This is a genomic window from Peptoniphilus sp. DNF00840 (genome assembly GCF_001553125.1).
Taxonomy (GTDB): Bacteria; Bacillota; Clostridia; order Tissierellales; family Peptoniphilaceae; genus Peptoniphilus_A; species Peptoniphilus_A vaginalis.
Genome location: NZ_KQ960238.1, coordinates 9,702 through 25,907 on the forward strand (window position 1 = coordinate 9,702; position 16,206 = coordinate 25,907).

Genomic DNA, 16,206 nt, shown 5'->3' on the forward strand with positions numbered 1-16,206 from the left:
CAATCGAAAGGTCCTAACCCCCTCCGGAAAGAAATTTAAAACCTTTGGTTTTACGCAACAGATTCAAAGACAAAGTCTTTATGTAATTAAAAAAATACTGCATATCGATGAAACTATTGTAATTAGTAAGTAAGTCAATATATATAAATAATAAACTTAAAATCAAAGCTTTTACCCTATTTTTGGGCAAAAAAATAAAGAACCCATAAAGATTCTTTCCAGAGTTTTAACAATAAAACTCTACCTCTCCCCCATATTCTCCAGAGCCTTAGAAAGCTCAACAATAACTTCCTTTAACTCCTCCATCTTCTTCTCCAACCTCACCAAGAGGTAACAAGAGATGGCAATGGGAAAACCAATATTTGAAATGTTAGCCAATAAATCTTCCATAATACACGACCTTACTCGTTCTTACTCAAGCTTACTCAATAGGTTTTTCTTCCCTAGTCACGATAACAGCTCCATTGAAAGTCTTGACAAAGCCAACCTTGCCTTCCACAAGCTGGTTATTAATAATATTGTCAGAAACATTCTTGACCTCGTTAATAGCAACATTGTCCTTAGGGTTAGAGATAGTAAGAGTCCAAGGCTTACCACCCTCATCAAAAAAATTCATCCTTAATGTTTTAGTATTCTTATCCATAAAAATCTCCTTTCATAACAAGTGAAATCTCAAAATTTCACGCCAACAACTTACAAAGCAAAAGATTAAAAACCTTAAGCATTCTTAGACAAAACTTCCTCAGTAATTAAAGAAGAAGAAGCGAACTCGCCAACAATTAAAGGGCTAAGACCATTAGAAAGATCATATAAATTGTCCTTAGAAGCCTTAGAATTAATGCCCTTAATAGTAACTGTTCTTCTCTTCATCACGCCAGAAGAATTATCAGCAAAAACTGACTTAAGCATTAGCTTAGTTTCTTTAACTTGAACTGCCATTATTTTCACCTCCTACTATATACATAGAATAAAATGACAAAAGTTACTAGGCTTAAATAAAAAAATTTTAAAAAATTAGAAACTACAGAGAAGCCCTAAAGGCCCACCACTTTTTCCAATTATTCTCAGACATAGAGCGAGGGCAAATCTTGTGCGAAGCATCAAAATGCCTAACCACCCTCTCACGAGGAATATTATAAAGACCCATAAGATACCTAATAATCATCCTAGCATTCTCAAGAGCAGCCTCATAATTGCCATCCCTGTTGACACAAATCTCAACCCCAATAGAATTAGAATTAGTGATCCCATACCTGCCATGACCATCGCCACAATGCCAAGAAGCATTAGCAGTCTCAACAGTTTCCACAATCCTCTTATCATCCACAAAATAATGAGCAGAAGCCTGCCTGTTGCCACCATTAAAATACCTAAAGTGAGCAAGGGCATCAGCACCAGGACTTTGATTGCCAGTATCATGAACCACAATAAACCTAGGAGTCACATTTCCCGCCCTCTTCATAAAGTTATAACGAATAAGTTGCTTATCAATTACCATAAAATCACCTCCCTTAAAAATTATTATTAAGAATAAACTTACGCAAGTTCACAATGGCATTGACCTTTAAATTGACCACAGTCCTCTTAGAGATACCGAGAAAATCAGCAATCTCACTAAGACCAAGACGCTCATAATAAAAGAGCCTAACCACCATCCCCTGCCTTGGCGTGAGAGAATCAATCGCCTCCTTCAAGATACCCAGCCTCTCAGCCTCCACAAAGTCCGACTCAATATCCACCCCAGCATCAATAGAGTCAAAAATAGACATCCCATCCTCATCAAGATCCTCATCCCTAAGATCCTTCTCCACCTTAGTGAGGTACTTATAATTATCAAGATAAGTGAACTTCAAATAATCCTTCACATACTTCAAAAAAGACCTCTTCCCATCAAAATTCTCCAGACAAAAAAGCACCATATAACGACCATCAGAATAAAGATCATCAAACTCAGAATAAACAGGACAATACCTCTTAATAGAAGACCTAATAAGAGGATCCAACATAGAAAGGATCTTAGCCCTTGCCCTCTCCTCACCTACAAGAGCAGACCTCAGGACCCTGTCAAAATCTTCATAAGAATACTTCTTAAAGTCCCTAGGACCCTTAGAAGACAAAGAAGCACAAGACCCAGTCCCCAGCTCACCCTCCCTAGGATCAATCACATCAAAAAAGTCACTATGACTTGCGTCATTACACATATCATTACCTCCATTCATAACATCCTCCGACCTCTCATCAAAATTTTCCATTAAGCTTACCTCCTTTTGTAAATTATTCTTAAAGATATTATAGAACTTCTGTTTTAATATGTCAATCATTTGTTTAAACTTATTTTCTTTTTAAGAAAGTAAGGGAAAGAAGGCTTTCAAAATTGTTGGAAAAGCCTAAGGGTTTTTTAGAATTAAAAATGTTGGATAAAGATTTTGTCTTTAAAAAGTTTACTAAAAGCTGACGCTTTTATAATTCTTTCTAAGGAGGGGGTGCAAGGGGCGGGCGAAAGTTTAGTAGAAAGACTTTGTCTTTAATAAATTTTTTTCTAAAACCTAAGGTTTTAATTATCTTTCCGGAGGGGGTTTAGGACCTTTCGATTGGTCCTGCCCCCTCCGGACCTCCCCCAACACCTTCAACGACCTGGCAGGGGCCTTTGCTTACAACCCCGAGCGGCAGCCAGCCTAAAATTCAAAACTCGTTAAGCTCAAGCTTTTAAAATTTAAAAACTTATCAATCAATAAAGATTGGATCTTGATTAATCATGAAGTCAATCGCTTAACTCAAACAGTTGAATTTTTTAACGGCTGTCTTGCCTTACGGGGTTTCTCAACCTTTAGTTCACGGTTTTACCTCTACACATTTTCAAACTTATGTAGAGTCACTTAAGCAAGCCTGACAAAAAGATTAAATCTTTGCATTAAAAAAAGCTTAACCAGTAACGATTAAGCTTTAGCTTGTTATGAGTTTCTATTTAATTATGAGCTTGTAAATTTTCATGACTATATAAGGAAGGATAACTTCCTACTCTGTTACGAGGTCATAAGATGTCATGACTTTATAAAAAACTATAACTTCGTACTTAACAGTGAGCTAATCGAGTGCCCCAGCTTGTTGAAGTGTGATGAAGTTGTAAGGTATGCCAATAAATCGCAAGCTAATAAAGCAGTAAGCAAAAAGTTCGAAGACGTTAAAAAAATTTCACTGTTCGAGCGAGCGAAGTGAAACGTAGCGAGTGAGTTGACATGACCTAACCCAATTTGCGAAAGCAAATTGATGGTAGGTCAGTTCGCAAATTGGAGCTTGCGACAATTTGTGTTCCTCTATTTAATAGTCGGAGAGCTTTTTGCGTATTAATGGGGCGGGCCCCTGCCAGGGCGATGGGGTCAGGGGGGAGGTTTAAGGAGGGGGTCAGGGGCCTCGCCCGCCCCTGGCTCCCCCTCCTTATAAAAATTTAAAGCCTCTGGCTTTAGAAAAAGATTTTAAAGACAAAGTCTTTACACTAGATTTAAAAAACTTCTTTTTAACCTTTCTTTAAAGAAAAAAAAACGCAGACCCTCAATCTGCTTCTCTCTTTATATCCCCCCAAGTTTCGTTAAATATTTTTGTAAATTCTTCTGAAAGATCTTTCTTTAACAAGGCAAGTTCTTTTTCAAACTCTTTTCCTTCATCAAAATTTTCATTTTCTTTGCCTATTTTTATTTTTTCTAATTTGCCTGATGAAATTAGATCTTTTAACTTATCTAACTCACTCTTATCCTTTATTTTAAGTAAGAGTTCATCTTCCTCGCCCTTATCTAGGACTAATTCTAGTTTGACTTCTTCCTTTAAGGCTAAGTTGACTTTAATCTTGTCTGCCTTACCATTTCTAGCAAAATGATAATTGTTAAGAGCCTTTAGAGCATCTGCATCCTTATTATGATTAATATTAAAACTAAGTTCATAATAAAGTCTATTAACAGTCACATTATCTTCAACTGAAGCTTTTGCTTTTTCATTTGGATCTGATGTTGCTCCATCTGAATTTGATTTTGCTATAGTTGCTGAAGTCGGCTCTAAATAGTTAGCAAGTCTCTCTTGCATCTTGTGTAGCCACTCTATCCTCTCCCTAGTCACAATCTCCTTGTAAGTTTGCTTCTTATTAAAATAAAAACCAGCAAATACACCAGAAACTGTTATAAGTGTTGAGAATATTACATCATAGGATTCTACAATCTTATCTCTAATCACATCAATTTTATCATAAAGAACAATACAGTTGAAAAACCAAAATAATGTAAGAGTTAATACAATATAAAACAAAATATTACTCTTTTCTTCGATATAACTTATAAATTTTTCCTTTAATTTCAATTCGCTATGGATCTTTCCTATCTTTATATAATATTTTAAAAAAGATAGTAATAATAAAAATGTAAAAAAAATAAATGTTGGCAAAGCATAGGATATCTTCGAAAGATAAATAAATAATTTACACATCTACAACTCAACTCCTTCTGCCCTAATTCTACCAGAAAAAAGATATATGTACAAAAAGAAAAACCCGAGAGTTTCCTCTCAGGTTTTATCTTTAAAGTTAATTAGATAACCAATTATTATTTAAGTTTAATAGTAATTTCTTTATCTAATTTAGCATCTTTCATGCCAGCTTTTTTAGATGTTAAAGTAACTTTTACCTTAAGTTCATCATTAGCTTTAAAGTCTTTATCTTTTTTAGGTTCAAGAATTTCTACTTCTACATCAGTGTGTGTAGCTTTAGTTTTTACTTGAGCTACGATATTACCTTTAACTGTTGCTACAAGTCCATCGGCAGCTTGAACATTTAGTTCTTCGCCTTTAACAGCATCAAGATCAGTTTTTACAGTAGTTTCTCTTTCCTTGTGGTTTGCTAATAGTAGACCGCTCTTTTCATTTTTGATGTCAGTAGCCATTAATCTACCTTCTTCTTTTTGACCAGTTACTTTGTAAGCAATTGCTTCACCAGAAGCTTTGTATTCATTTAATAGATTATACATGTCACCATCTTTTTCACCATAAGTTACATAGTGAGCAAAGTGGTACATCTTGTTTCCATTAGTTAAAGAATTTTCTTCTTTTACTGAGAATGCTAGATATTGTCCAAGCATTCCAACTTCTGTTACAACACCCTTTTGTTGTCCTAATTGGATAACTGGGCAAACACCTACTAGAGAACCTTCTAATCTAACATCTTTTGTTCCTAGAAGTGAAACAAGGTCAGCTACGTTAGAATCTTTGTTTTCAACTCTGAATTGGATAAAGTTATCTTTTTCAAGTTTTCCATATCTTTGAGCAGAGAAAACATCAGCATCTCTAATATCAAGAACTGTTCTTACACCAGCTTCATCAATAACTTCAATAGTTTTTCCATTGTTAGTTACATCAGTAATTCTAACAACTGGGAAATCTTTCTTATTGCTATGATCAAGTTCTGTCGTAATATTTTGTCCAATTACGCTTACAATGTCAAGTTTATCGCCATAAGATAGTGGGAATCTTGTGATGTTAGCTAATTGGTTTACATCCATTAATTTACCATCAGTGTTTTCAAGAGTTAGGTCACCCTTTGAAGAAGTAGATTCAACAACTCTGAATTTATCGCCTTCAAAAGCTTTGTTTACAAAGTTAAATACAACTACTTTTGCAGTGTGTCTATCATTAGTATCAAATTTAATAGCACCGTAGTTAGTTTTAGCTGCGTCAGTATCAAATCCTGCATATACTCCTGCTAGTTTGTATTCTTTGTAGTTTTGGTAACCAATTAGAGAAAGTGCTTCATTGATGTTAGCAACTTTCTTCATAATGTTGTTAGCTGGGTTAGCTACATAGAATTCAGTCTTGTCAGTAAGTTTTAGTGGAAGTTCTTCTTTCTTATTATCTTTACCTTCTACATTGTGGAATACAATGCTATTAGCTTTAATCTTGTTATCGTTAAAGTTAATTGTTGCATAGCAATCGTCTTTTCCAATTTCTTTTTGAGCTTGGTCAGCAGTTCTTTTTGTGTTAGGATTTACTGTTTCAACAGTTTTATCTGCAACGTCTCTCCAAACTGTGTTTACTACAGCTTTTCCTGCTTTAGCATACTCTGGATTAGCTAGGAATTCTGGGTTACCAAGTTCGATAATGTGAGTTACTTCGTTCTTATCGTTAGTAAGGATTCTTACTAATGAACCTAGGTAGTATGATTTAGCTGTAAGGTTAAGTTCACCAATTTTTCTTACTTGTTGGTAAGCATTGTTTGTACCTGTTACAAATACTGTATCAGCGTTAACCTTGTATTCCATTTTAGAATCTTGGTTAAGTTGTAGTGTATTTTTAGAGAAGCTTGAGATAATACCTCTAGTTTCGTTAGCTGGTACTCTCTTGAATTCTTTCATTGTGTAAAGTGCATTGTAAATCATTGTGAATGCATCTGCTCTGTTAGCTGCCTTGTCAGAATCGTTAACAGTTACATCGTTAAGAATTCCTAATTGAGCTGCCCAAGTCATCCAATCAGATGCCCATTTAGCGTTTTTAACCATGTCTGCTGTAAGGTCTTTTTTAGCAAGAACTACTAGCATTTTAGATAATTCAGCGTAAGTTACATCTTTTTCTGGCTTGAATGATCCATCAGGATATCCTGCTAGCATAGCGATTCCGTTAGCATCAGATGGAACTGTAGTTCCTACTGTGATAACTCCGTTTGCCCAGTGCTTAGCATCAACATCAGAGTAGATCTTCATTGATCCTTGTAGTTGTTTTGATAATTCTTCATTACCATTAGCAAGTACAAGAAGTCTTGTGATTTCGGATCTCTTGATGTTTTTGTCAAGTCCGTAAGTTCCATCTTCGTAGCCTTCAACAAGTTTTTTGTCGATTACGTATTGGATTTTATTATCTTTTCCAACTACTTTTTCAACTTTTTCTCCAGCTTCAGCTTTTTTAGTTTCAGTCTTTTTAACTTCTTCTTTTTTAGCTTCTGCTTTCTTTGTTGGTTCAGCCGCGAAGACACTTGTGAATGTTCCTAGTACCATAACTAGTGCTAGTACTAGAGAAATAATTTTCTTGTTCATTTGTCTTTCGACCTCCTTAAAAATTTTGTAGATTCTACAAAAGTCTCAAACTTTTGTCGCCGAGACTGAACTATCTCGGCTAAGAGGTCGACAAATAAATATCGCCTTTTGGTTTTATTTAATTGTCATGTTCCTCTTGTGTTTCTATTATACACTAGAATTTTGCTTTGTAAAATTACAATTACATTACATAAAGGAATTATGCGAAATTCTTTTGCAACATTGCCTCCACATAGGTCCTTGTATTTTATTTGGCACTTTCTCGTGTTAATAGGACCGGTCTTTTAAGACCGTGTTTAAAATTATAACAAAAGGGTTAAAGGATTGCAATTTTTTATTTTTTCTTTTCTAATTAGATAAAGAAAGAAATTGGAAAGAAAAGAAGAGATGGTTTCGTTCTTCTATAAGATATAAAAGGAATAAGAAGTTGTTTGTAAAGCATGGTATTAATTCTTATTTATATTATGAAGATTTCTTCTTTAAAACTATTTTAAAAGCTTACACTTTTAATAAATTTTTAAAGCCAAAGTCTTTACTCAAGAAATTTTTAAAGAAAATTTCTTTAACCCCTCTCCCTTACTTTAAATAATCCTTTATTGTTTTAAGCTCCAACTCCCTCACCATGTCTAGGAAGAGTCCTATGTCTCCTTTTCTCCCATAATTATCCAAGGCTTGGTAGTAGGCTGGTCTATTTTTTGCTTCTATTACTATTGGAAGATATCCCCTCTTCATAAGTATAAAATTTAGAAGGAGCCTTGCACTTCTTCCGTTGCCATCTTGGAAGGGGTGGATTCTTATAAATTCTGCGTGGACCCAGGCTGCTAGTTCTACTGGGTGAGTCTTTTCTTTTTTCGCCTTGTAGTCCTCTATAAAGTTTTTCATATCTTGCCTTACCGCTTCCCAGGATGGTGGTGAGAATGATGCTCCTGTTATTCTCACGTTACCACTTCGATAGATGCCACCAGGGAAGATGTTATCCATTAGGATTTGGTGAAGGTCTTTTATTATTTCTTCGTCTAGGTCCTCCTTAAGATGACTTTTTATATAGTCAAAGGCTTTTTTGTGGTTAACAACTTCGTAGATTTCTCTCAGGTCCTTGCCGCCTATTGATGTCTTGTCTACTAGTAGGGTCTTGACCTCGTAGATGGTAAGAGTGTTGCCTTCAATCTTTGTGGACTCGTGAGAAAATCTTAGGTCTATGTCTTCTTCAATCTTCTCAAGGATAGATGGAGAGATTTTTTTTATATCTATTTTTAATTTATCAAGAGCAAGATCAATATCCTTAAAACTTTCCAAGCTTGTCACCTTCCTTCACTTTTTTTTATTTTTTTATTTATTATATTCTATTTGTTGGGAACTTGGCAATCAAACTCAAGTTACAATTTACAGCAAAATTATTTTAAAACCGTATCGATTTGCACACGGTTGAAATTTGAATTATTAAAACCTTGGGTTTTACAAAATTTTTTTATTTAATAGAATAACCTGAACCCATTCAATCTAATCTTCACTTAGTGGTTCAATGTCATCAAAATCAATTTTGAATCTTGCTTCGAATTCTTCTTTTGATATAGTTTCGTCTTTAGTAGACTCTATTCTTGACCTGGCAAGCATTAAGTCTCTTGCATCTTCAAGTTCATCCATTAGTCTTGAATACTCATCTGGTGATAGAAGAACGCATTCAGGAGAATTATTCTTTAGCACAACTTTAGATCCAGTGGACTTTACATCATCAAAAATTCTACCTGCAAGACCTCTATTAAAGTCAGAGATAGAAACTGTTCTATTAGAAATTTGTTTTATAAAATTCATACAATCACCTCAATTTCATTATAGCACAAGGACTTTTAAGTCAATATATTTATCGATAAAATTGTTGTTAATAATTCTAACATTCATAAAAAATAAAGCCTAATCGAATTTGATTAAGCCTTATCTTTTTATAACTGTGTATTTAATTGTAAAGTTATAATTTTCTCTTGACAATATGTTGTATACACCATATTATACTTGCATAAGAGGTATACCGGTATGTATGAAATTATATTTTATGATAAGGAAGATGGCAAAGTTCCTGTTGAAGAATTTTTAGATTCTTTAAGCCCTAAATTATTGGCGAAAACTTTAAAAGATATCGATCTATTGGAAAAGTTTGGGAATAATCTTAGAGAACCTTTTTCAAAGAAGTTAAATGATGGTATTTTTGAATTAAGAACAAAACAATCTAGTGACATAACTAGGATCTTTTATTTTTTTATATTTGATAAAAGAATAGTTTTAACCAATGGTTTTGTTAAAAAGAGTAATAAAACTCCAAGATCTGAAATTGAACTTGCTATTAAATATAAAAAAGATTTTGAAAGGAGATTTTTATGAGAACTTACAATGATTACAAAAAGGAAATTTTAAAAAATGATGAAATTAAGTCTGAATATGATGCACTTGCTCCGGAATACGACATTATAGAAGCCATGATTATAGCTCGTAATAATCTTAATCTAACACAAAAGGACTTGTCCGAAAAAACTGGGATTAATCAAGCAGACATCAGTAGAATTGAAAATGGTACAAGAAATCCAAGTCTAAAAATGTTAAAAAAACTAGCAAGTGGACTTGGAATGCAATTGAAACTTGAATTTAAAGGTTAATTTTTATTTTAAATTTTTATATTATATCAAAAAAGCTACGCTTTTGTTTTCATTTGCGAAAACAGCGTAGCTTTTTTTATTTACTAAAAATCTACTCTTCTATTTCTAGCTTATTTAAGTTCTCCAATGATATTAATTGGTTTATCGCTAATTTTCTCAATTCAATCATTCTATCTTTTTGTTCCATTCCCTGTTCGATTAGTATGGCGTTGTATGATTCCATGTTAGCAAGAACTAGCAATTCATTTAAGCTTGCATAATCTCTCATATTTCCTTTTAGCTTAGGGTTTTCTTCCCTCCACTGTTTTGCTCTCTTGCCAAATAAGGCAACATTTAAGATATCAGCTTCACTTGCATACTTATAATACAATTGTTCTTCTGTTAGGTCTTTTAATAGATGTTCTTTTATTGCGTCTGTATGGATTTTGTAGTTGATTTTTGATATTTCTCTATGCAGATTCCAAGTTAAAGATAGTTTTGAATTTTCATCTTCTTTTAGTCTTTTATAGTCTTGAATAATATATAACTTAAATTCTGGGGAAATCCAAGATGCAAACTCCATTGCTATATCATAATGAGCATAAGTTCCACCACCTCGCCCTGATTTGGATATAATTCCAATTGCATTTGTAGAGCTTATCCATCTTTGTGGAGATAAAGTAAAAGCATTTAAACCAGCTTCTTTTTTAAAGGAGTCGAATTCGACCCCTTTAAAATTTGGGTTATGAATTGTTTCCCATAAGCCTAGAAATTCTATAGTATCTCTTACTCTCATCCAGTTTTTTACCACATCTTTTGGCTCATTTTTGTTTTTATACCTTGCTATATCTGTAAGACTTATATAATCATTTTTAAAATCTTCAGTATAAACTTGGATTGATATTCCTTTTGCAGAAATGTTATCTTTTTTTATTTTTGACATTTTCTATCTCCTATATAGAAAAAATAAAAATTCTATTTTTGCATTAATTTTTGAAACTCTTCTTTTAAAGACACCTTTGTCTCGATCCCTAGTTCCCCAAAGACCTCATCTAACTTTTCATAGAGTTCTAAGAAATTTTCATAGGATATGTTGTTGCCCATGTGTCCTATTCTAAATACTTTTTCGAAGATGTCTCCTGCTCCTTTGGAGATTAGGATTCCTTTTTTTCTCAAGGCTCCGATGATGTCTTCTGCTATGAAGCCTTCTGGCACTATGACTGCTGTTAGGGTGTTGGACCTGGAGTCTTTTGCGTAGAGTTCGAAGCCTGCTCTTTCAAATATTTCTCTTGTGACTTCTGCGTATTTTTTGTGTAGGGCTAGGGAGTCTTTTTCAAATAATAAGTCTAGGGCTAAGTCTAGGGCGTAGGTTAGGTTTTCGTTCATTGTGTAGGGGAAGGCGAAGCCGTCGGAGTAGGCGTAGTAGTTTTCGAAGTTCATATAATATGATGGTACTGGTTTTTTCCTTTCTCTTATTGCCTTCTTGGCTCTCTCTGATATGGTCACTAGGGTTAGGCCTGTTGGTGCTGAGATACATTTTTGGCTTCCTCCTAGGGCGATGTCTACTTTGTAGTTGTCGAAGTCAAATTCTTCTCCCCCCATGCCTGATACTGTGTCGACTACTGTTAGGATTCCGTAGGAGTTTAGGAGCTTGCAGATGGTCTTGACGTCGTTGGTGATGCCTGATGGTGTTTCGCAGTGGACCATGGTTGCTACTTTGAAGTTGTGATTTTTTTCTAGGAAGTTTTTAAGTTTTTCTATGTCGAATCCTCTTCTGAAATCGTCCTCGTATATGTAGGGCTCTCCTCCGTAGTATTTTACAAAGTCGGCAAAGCCTGCTCCAAAGACTCCGTTGTTAAGGACTAGGACTTTGTCGCCTTCTTCTACTAAGTTTATGATGGCGCCTTCTAGTCCTATCATTCCTTCGCCTAGCATGATGAAGGATGTTGCTTCTGTCTTTAGGAGTTTGGAAATTTTCTTTTCTACTTGTCTGTGTTTCTTTTCGTATTCTGGATCTATGTCTGGGTTAGTTAGGGACTTGCCCATTACTTCCATTACTCTTGGGTCGATTGATGTTGGACCTGCGCATAGTATTTTCATTTTTTACCTCTCTTTGTGATTTTGTGATTTTGTAATTTTAAAATTTTTCTTTGCGACTTTTATTATATCAAATAAAAAAGCAAGCTGCCCTAGGACAACTTGCTTTTGTTTTATTTTATCTTTGATCTTTTCTTTTTTAGTTTTTAAAGAGTGGTGAGACTCTTTTGTAGACTAACATCATCACTGCTGATGTTGTGAAGCCTTTTATTAGGTTAAAGGGTAGGACTGAGTAGATCATCATTGTGAATAGGCCTGTGATCTTTGGTGTGATTGCTGTTCCCATTCCTATGATTGCATCCATTGGCATTACTTTGCCGTATAGTGGGAATACTACGAAGTAGTTGGAGATCATTGCGAGTGTTGTCATGGCAAGGACTCCTAGTGTCATTGATACTATTGCTCCCTTGTATGTCTTGTGTCTTCTATAGAAGTAGGCTGACACGAAGGCAAAGGTTGATGAAATGATGAAGTTGGATAGTTCGCCAACTCCTGCTGTCATTGTGCCCTTAAAGATTATGTGCATTATGTTTTTTAGGGCTGCTATTATGATGCCATAGGCTGGTCCCATTGTGAAGGCCCCCATAAGGACTGGTAGGTCTGAGATGTCTAGCTTCATAAAGGGTGGTGCTACAAAGGTAAGTGGTAGTTGAAAATACATTAGTATAAAACCAATTACTGATAGCATTCCAATTTTCGTCATGTCTTTTGTTCTTATCATAGAACTTGAATTTACTTTATTCATTTTTCCTCCTGTTGGGGCATAAAAAAACCCCGAACCTTCGGGGCATGAAAGTTTAAATCATTCTCTCATCCAGACTTTACTGTCGGTATTGGAATTGCACCAATTCGGCTTGCGCTCGCGGACTTTACCGCCGGTTGGGATTTGCACCCTTCCCTGAAGATTTAAAATATTATTTATTTGATGTTTTTATTATATCACTTGTTAAATTTTTTTCAAGCTTTATGTGGAGTTAATTTATATTATTTTATCAATTTGTTTTTGTAATTAATTTTATTGTCCTTAGTTAGTTTGTGCTTGTTGAGTTTGTGCTTGTGGTTGACCAACTATTACTTGTCCGCCAGCATTATTTACCCTTTGGGTTGCTGAGTTGTAAACTATAACCGGCATACCCGTAAAGGTTTGTGGATATAGGTTTTTCATTACTGGGACTGGAATGTTTATGCAACCATGAGAGCCACCTGACTTATAAATATTTCCTCCAAAGGTTGATCTCCATGATGCATCGTGAAGGCCCACTCCCGACCAGTTTATTGGTGCCCAGTAGGAAACTTTTGAACGGTAGGTTTCTCCTGTTAGGTACCTATCTCTTTCACGGGACCAAATCCTGTCGGTGCCTGTTGGTGTTCCGTTACCCTTGGTTGGGTTTCCTGTTACAACATTGGTTTCAAGTTGTAAGACTCCGTCTTTGTAGTACCAAAGTTTTTGCCTTGCAAGGTCTACTTCGATGTAGGTCTTGCCAACATCGTCAAGCTTTCTTGATACTGCGTCTTGTCTGTAGGATGGTTTAATTGTAACTGGTTCATCTTTCGCAAGGGCTTCTTTTATTTTTTCTCTTGTAGCCTTCCTATCTGTTAGCCAACCATAGATGCCTCCGTCAACTTTCATTAGGCCAAGTCCTGTTGAGTTAAAAATCCTGCTTGTCCTGTAGGTGTCATACTTGGCTGCAAGTCTTTCCACAAAGTGTCTTAGTTTGTCCTCGTCAAGGGCAAGGGTCCCGTCATTGGACTTGGAATACATGGCAATTATCCCTTGACCTGTCACCTCTTCCTTCCTATCGTCAAAGTCAAAAATTATTTTTTTCTTGTAGATGTCTTTATAGGATGCAAGTTGATTTTTTAGATATTCTGAGTCCTTAGTTACCTTTGGCTCTTGGTAGAGATTTTCATCTGCAAGGTTAAGTTTTTCCTTCTTATCTCCAAAGTAACCTAAGATGGTATTTCTAAATTCGTCCATCTTTATGAAGTTGCCGTGAACTTCATCTTGGATTTTAAATTCTCCATTTTTGAAGATGACTTTTGCATCTTCTGAGTGGTCCTTTTGACCCAAGACTGGCTTAAGTTTATTTATTTTTTTGTCTAGGGCTTCTCCATCGTAGGTAAGGTCAGTGTCTACTTGGTAGTGTTTTGGCACAAGAGATGCTACTGGCCAATAGAAGGCTGTCTGGTCTATGGAGTCACTTCCAAGAGAGTCAATGTAACCAAAGTCCTTGGCAGAAATCTTGTCGTTTAATTTTTTGTCCTTGGCGATGATTTCAAGCTCAAAGTTTCTCGAAAGGTCCTCGTAGGTCTTTTGCAGTTCAGATTTTTTTACAAGTCCAAAGTCCTTTCCATTTATGTAGGTCCTTGGCATGTACCTATTAGTGAAGAAGAAAAGTCCTCCTATATATATTGAAATTATTAAAATTAGTATTAGTCCGAAAATTATTTTAAATGTTTTTTTCATAAGTCCTCCCTCACATATTATACTAGATAAAAAATTTTTTTATGTAGGATTTTGTAAATGTAAAATATTTGTAAATATTTTTTGCTTTGTCTTTAATCTTCTATATATTTTTAGTGAAGTCTTTAATTTATTATTTAAATTTTTATCAAATATCTAAAGGAATTTAAGGGAATAAAAAAACCACAACAAAAAGTTGTGGAATAAAAATCTTTTATAATTTTATCAAAAATAAATATATTGGATATATCTATTAATTCAAGCAATTTTTATTATTTATTAGTTTTATTACTTTCAGCGTCTATTAAATACTGTTGAATATTAATTGTTGGAAGTGTAAAAGGTGGAATGTTTGCCAATGAAGTATAAGATGAAACAATAGCTCTAATATAAGGAAATAAAATCGATAAGGCATTGGCTAAAAATTTTTCGCCATCAACCTCTCCTTCAAAAGAAAAAATTCCTTCAACATCTACCTTCATTTCAAAGGGGTAACCATTGCTCTCTGAATTTTCAAATATATTTACTCCCATTTGAACATTCATTCCCTTTTCATAAATTTGATAATCGTGACCTATTTCAAAGGACATTATTATAGGTTCGTCAGAATCAAACTCTCTATTAAGTTTATAATTTATTTCTAAGACTCTATATTCTTCAAAAGATATTTTGCCTTTTATTTCATTTGTTTTTTTATTGTTCATTTTATGCCGCCTCTGTTAATAAAACGTCAATTTTTAAATTCTTGTTATTAATATACGACCTAGATTTATTGATATAAAGAGTCTTAGGATCACTATTATAATAAATAGTATCAGATTCACTTATTTTATAACTCGAATCATTATATTTATTGCAATTAATTTTATTACTTACTTCTTCATAAAAAATACTATCGTCATATTTTATAGAATTTTCCGCAAAAAAATCTTGAACTTCATAAGTCGGTTGTATATTCATATCCTTACAAACTTCATCCAATATTTCTTCACTATATATACTGTCACCTTTTTTATAAAACATCACACAACCTCCTCCACATTCTTTATTATAGAATCTTTAAATTTCTCACTTACACAATATTGTTTTCGATTTACATCGAAAATTTTATTGTGCCCTCCTGCTGAAAAAGTTCTAGTAATTAGTGCTACATCGTATAATCTTTTATAATAATTCAAATAGAAACACCATAGTTTTTTTCTGTTTCTAACTGGAATATATTTTTTCCTTTTTATTAGTTCTCCCTTTAAAATATCACAAAATTCTTCAAAATTTTTATGTTGATCTTCTTCATCTAGATTTAAGATATATGCTTTATCTACTTCTAAATAAGCCTTTAGCACCATAATATCTTTTTTATTAATTTTTCTTGCCTTTGGCCAAAAATCATTGGCAGTATATAGATTGTCCCAGAAGTATACTCCCTTTCCCAACCATTCACTTTCTCCATCACTACATTTAAAACTTTTAGTTCTCAGAATGTTTTTCCCAAATGTCTTATAAGTAGTGTGATAAACCTCATATTTTTGCACTTAAATCACTTTTCTCTCATACTTTTTTCTCTTATTCTTAGGTATAAGTAATATTATATTATCACACAAAAAATCATTTATCCATAAAATTTATACTTTGCATCTTAAAAATGGACACAAAAAAACACACGACTTAAATCGTGTGCTTGATGTTGGTGCGGGAAAGAGGACTTGAACCCCCACTCCATTGGAACTAGATCCTAAGTCTAGCGCGTCTGCCAATTCCGCCATTCCCGCATGAAGTTTTAACAACAAAACTTATTATACGCACCTTTTAATATCTTGTCAAGACTTTTTAAAAAGTTTTTAAAATATTTTTGAGAAATTTTTCTCCCTCTCTAAAGTGCTTCTTTATTATAACAGTTGGTTTTGAAAAAAGCTACAAGATTTTATGATTTTCTACTTTTATTTTTCTTCTAAAGACC

At 34.1% G+C, this 16,206-nt stretch carries 18 protein-coding genes, 1 tRNA gene and 1 riboswitch; of the genes, 2 read left to right on the top strand and 17 right to left on the bottom strand.

Going from position 1 to position 16,206, the window contains the following annotated elements:
- Window positions 1-240 precede the first annotated feature (240 nt).
- The 9 genes from HMPREF1864_RS08430 to HMPREF1864_RS06515 all read right to left on the bottom strand — a co-directional run bounded on the left by HMPREF1864_RS08430 (window position 241) and on the right by HMPREF1864_RS06515 (window position 8,873).
- Window positions 241-390, bottom strand: a complete 150-nt coding sequence (locus tag HMPREF1864_RS08430) for a YvrJ family protein (RefSeq protein ID WP_082718927.1) — start codon at window positions 388-390, stop codon at window positions 241-243.
- Window positions 391-421: 31 nt separating this feature from the next.
- Entirely contained in the window at window positions 422-643 is a 222-nt protein-coding gene (locus tag HMPREF1864_RS06480) for a DUF2922 domain-containing protein (protein ID WP_062572002.1), read from the bottom strand.
- Window positions 644-717: 74 nt separating this feature from the next.
- Entirely contained in the window at window positions 718-939 is a 222-nt protein-coding gene (locus HMPREF1864_RS06485) for a DUF1659 domain-containing protein (protein ID WP_062572003.1), read from the bottom strand.
- Between the two features lie 82 nt (window positions 940-1,021).
- Complete coding sequence (locus HMPREF1864_RS06490) at window positions 1,022-1,498, bottom strand: peptidoglycan recognition protein family protein (protein ID WP_062572004.1); 477 nt, start codon at window positions 1,496-1,498, stop codon at window positions 1,022-1,024.
- Window positions 1,499-1,511: 13 nt separating this feature from the next.
- A complete protein-coding gene (locus HMPREF1864_RS06495) occupies window positions 1,512-2,252 on the bottom strand; it encodes a sigma-70 family RNA polymerase sigma factor (RefSeq protein WP_062572005.1) in 741 nt (246 codons plus the stop codon).
- Window positions 2,253-3,549: 1,297 nt separating this feature from the next.
- The gene (locus tag HMPREF1864_RS06500; RefSeq protein ID WP_156435958.1) at window positions 3,550-4,293 is read right to left on the bottom strand and encodes a hypothetical protein; all 744 of its coding nucleotides are present in this window, start codon (window positions 4,291-4,293) and stop codon (window positions 3,550-3,552) included.
- Window positions 4,294-4,586: 293 nt separating this feature from the next.
- A complete protein-coding gene (locus HMPREF1864_RS06505) occupies window positions 4,587-7,061 on the bottom strand; it encodes an S-layer homology domain-containing protein (protein ID WP_082718928.1) in 2,475 nt (824 codons plus the stop codon).
- A 576-nt stretch (window positions 7,062-7,637) separates the two neighbouring features.
- A complete protein-coding gene (locus tag HMPREF1864_RS06510) occupies window positions 7,638-8,357 on the bottom strand; it encodes a Fic family protein (RefSeq protein ID WP_062572007.1) in 720 nt (239 codons plus the stop codon).
- A 204-nt stretch (window positions 8,358-8,561) separates the two neighbouring features.
- Complete coding sequence (locus HMPREF1864_RS06515) at window positions 8,562-8,873, bottom strand: type II toxin-antitoxin system Phd/YefM family antitoxin (protein WP_062572008.1); 312 nt, start codon at window positions 8,871-8,873, stop codon at window positions 8,562-8,564.
- A gap of 219 nt (window positions 8,874-9,092) precedes the next feature.
- Here HMPREF1864_RS06515 and HMPREF1864_RS06520 point away from each other — a divergent pair, with 219 nt between their 5' ends.
- Both HMPREF1864_RS06520 and HMPREF1864_RS06525 read left to right on the top strand, forming a co-directional pair.
- On the top strand, window positions 9,093-9,437 hold the full coding sequence (locus tag HMPREF1864_RS06520; protein WP_062572009.1) for a type II toxin-antitoxin system RelE/ParE family toxin: 345 nt from the start codon (window positions 9,093-9,095) through the stop codon (window positions 9,435-9,437).
- Entirely contained in the window at window positions 9,434-9,709 is a 276-nt protein-coding gene (locus HMPREF1864_RS06525; RefSeq protein WP_197415080.1) for a helix-turn-helix domain-containing protein, read from the top strand. Before HMPREF1864_RS06520 ends, HMPREF1864_RS06525 begins: the two co-directional genes overlap by 4 nt.
- Before the next feature lie 91 nt (window positions 9,710-9,800).
- On the opposite strand, the gene HMPREF1864_RS06530 is transcribed toward HMPREF1864_RS06525, so the two are convergent.
- The 8 genes from HMPREF1864_RS06530 to HMPREF1864_RS06565 all read right to left on the bottom strand — a co-directional run bounded on the left by HMPREF1864_RS06530 (window position 9,801) and on the right by HMPREF1864_RS06565 (window position 16,018).
- A complete protein-coding gene (locus HMPREF1864_RS06530; protein ID WP_062572011.1) occupies window positions 9,801-10,631 on the bottom strand; it encodes a KilA-N domain-containing protein in 831 nt (276 codons plus the stop codon).
- Window positions 10,632-10,663: 32 nt separating this feature from the next.
- On the bottom strand, window positions 10,664-11,788 hold the full coding sequence (locus HMPREF1864_RS06535) for a pyridoxal-phosphate-dependent aminotransferase family protein (RefSeq protein WP_062572012.1): 1,125 nt from the start codon (window positions 11,786-11,788) through the stop codon (window positions 10,664-10,666).
- A gap of 136 nt (window positions 11,789-11,924) precedes the next feature.
- Window positions 11,925-12,530, bottom strand: a complete 606-nt coding sequence (locus HMPREF1864_RS06540; protein ID WP_062572013.1) for an ECF transporter S component — start codon at window positions 12,528-12,530, stop codon at window positions 11,925-11,927.
- Window positions 12,531-12,582: 52 nt separating this feature from the next.
- Window positions 12,583-12,695: riboswitch (FMN riboswitch) on the bottom strand.
- A 114-nt stretch (window positions 12,696-12,809) separates the two neighbouring features.
- Entirely contained in the window at window positions 12,810-14,252 is a 1,443-nt protein-coding gene (locus HMPREF1864_RS06545; RefSeq protein WP_062572014.1) for a L,D-transpeptidase family protein, read from the bottom strand.
- A gap of 269 nt (window positions 14,253-14,521) precedes the next feature.
- Window positions 14,522-14,953 (bottom strand): protein-export chaperone SecB, encoded by a 432-nt coding sequence (locus tag HMPREF1864_RS06550; RefSeq protein ID WP_062572015.1) that lies wholly within the window; start codon window positions 14,951-14,953, stop codon window positions 14,522-14,524.
- 1 nt (window position 14,954) lies between these two features.
- The gene (locus HMPREF1864_RS06555) at window positions 14,955-15,272 is read right to left on the bottom strand and encodes a hypothetical protein (RefSeq protein WP_062572016.1); all 318 of its coding nucleotides are present in this window, start codon (window positions 15,270-15,272) and stop codon (window positions 14,955-14,957) included.
- The gene (locus HMPREF1864_RS06560) at window positions 15,272-15,781 is read right to left on the bottom strand and encodes a hypothetical protein (RefSeq protein ID WP_062572017.1); all 510 of its coding nucleotides are present in this window, start codon (window positions 15,779-15,781) and stop codon (window positions 15,272-15,274) included. Before HMPREF1864_RS06560 ends, HMPREF1864_RS06555 begins: the two co-directional genes overlap by 1 nt.
- Before the next feature lie 153 nt (window positions 15,782-15,934).
- Window positions 15,935-16,018 (bottom strand) — tRNA-Leu (locus HMPREF1864_RS06565).
- Between the last annotated feature and the right edge of the window lie 188 nt (window positions 16,019-16,206).